Source organism: Azonexus sp. (genome assembly GCF_049652925.1).
Classification (GTDB): domain Bacteria; phylum Pseudomonadota; class Gammaproteobacteria; order Burkholderiales; family Rhodocyclaceae; genus Azonexus.
Genome location: NZ_JBASFI010000033.1, coordinates 1 through 1,658, shown reverse-complemented (window position 1 = coordinate 1,658; position 1,658 = coordinate 1). Strand labels below are relative to the sequence as shown.

Annotated in this window: 1 protein-coding gene and 1 tRNA gene; both read right to left on the bottom strand. The window is 58.4% G+C overall.

Annotation, left to right across the window (positions count from 1 at the left end; all coding sequences use genetic code 11):
• Window positions 1–115: 115 nt before the first annotated feature.
• Window positions 116–191: transfer RNA gene (locus tag WBK19_RS16460), tRNA-Arg, on the bottom strand.
• Between the two features lie 65 nt (window positions 192–256).
• The coding region (locus WBK19_RS16455) for a tail fiber domain-containing protein (RefSeq protein WP_511291635.1) at window positions 257–1,658 on the bottom strand (1,402 nt) is incomplete at its 5' end.

Sequence of the window (1,658 nt, the reverse complement as noted above, 5' to 3'; positions counted from 1 at the left end):
GTCGTTCGGGGATATAGCGCAGGCTGCGCGCGACAAGGATATCGCAGAGACGCAGCAGGACCTGACCCGCGAATGCGCGGAGAAAGACAGGAAAGCGGCGTAATTTATCCTGAAATGGCGCGCCCGGCAGGATTCGAACCTGCGGCCTCTGCCTCCGGAGGGCAGCGCTCTATCCACTGAGCTACGGGCGCATCAATGCAACAGCATTAAAGCCATTATAATGACTTTGCCAAGTTAAAACTACCATAAGAGAGGGTTACTGGCGGGGTCTGCCAGAGCGGCGGCGCATCGCGGCGGCGCCGGAGAGAGCTCCAAACGCGGCCAGCATCATCAGCAGGCCCATCTGCGCCTTGCTGATGCCGTAGCCGGTGTGGACCTTGAGGCCTTTCATGTCTTCGGCGATGTCGTTCATGGCCTGTTTCATTTCGTCCTGCTGCGCTTTCAGCGCGTCGATTTCAGCCTTCATGGCTTTGTTCTGGGCTTCGAGTTCCTTGCCGGCTTCGATCATCGGCGCGATCAGGCCCGTGTAGTTGACCGATTTCGTGCCCATTTCATCGTCGGCGGTGCGCACGAGCTCGGGGAAGATTTTTTCGATTTCCTGCGCCATGACGCCGAATTCAACCTGGCCTTTTTTGTCGTCTTTCATCGTGAAGGAGTAGGTGTCGACCTGGCCGAGTTTTTCGAGCATCGAGCCGCGGTTGATCAGCGGGAGGATGTTCGTTTTCAGGCGGATGTCGGAGACGTCGGCGATGGTGCCGGTATATTCAATGTCGCCGTTGACGTCGAGCGCGACGTTTGGCGTTATATTGCCGATGGCGACATTGCCGTCATTTTTAATGATCATGCGAACGGCCGGGGTGGCGCTGCCGTCCGGTGTTGTCCAGAAGACCATGCGGCCCGGCATGTCGTTATTGCCCGGCGTGCCATCAACATTGGCAACGATGAAGGCGCCATATTCATGGTTGGTGCCGTCATATCCGTTAAACATGATGTGGCCGAGTTCATCATTGGCCTGAACGATAGCTTTGGCGCCTTCCGAGCCGCCTCTCGCTTTTAAGAAATTCAGATTCGGGCTGTTGGAATCCGCGACCCAGTTTTCTATAGTGACGCCGCCATCACCGGGAACGTCTGCAACATGAAGCTTGCTTGCGGGGGCTGTCGTACCCATACCAATGTCGCCGGTGTTTTTGATCGTCATGCGCGTGGTCATGGTTGTGGAGCCGTCTGGTGTCGTCGCGAATTCCCAGCGCGCCGGCATGTCGTTGGCGCCAGGTGTGCCGTCAACAAGGAGAGTGATCTTGCCTGCGCCACGGTTAGCAGAGCCGTCATAACCAATGCCTGAGAGCTCAAAAATCTCGTCGTTGGCCTGAACAATGGTGGGAGCGGCTGCGGTGCCGCGGCTGCGGCTGCCCCATATATAGCTTGAATCAGCCACAGTGGCTGAGGATGATTCAAGGGCGAGGCCTGCTTCCGATCCGCTGCGCACCACATGCAAGGCCGCCCACGGTGCGGCGGTACCGAAGCCGACTAAGCCGGTGTTTTTGATGACCATTTCCGGGGTCGAGCCGCCGTCGCCCAGCCAGCCGCCAGCGCCGTCAGCCTGGACCTGGAATTCAAGGCGGGTGGGCATGTCGGTTGCGCCGGTTGTGCCGTCAACT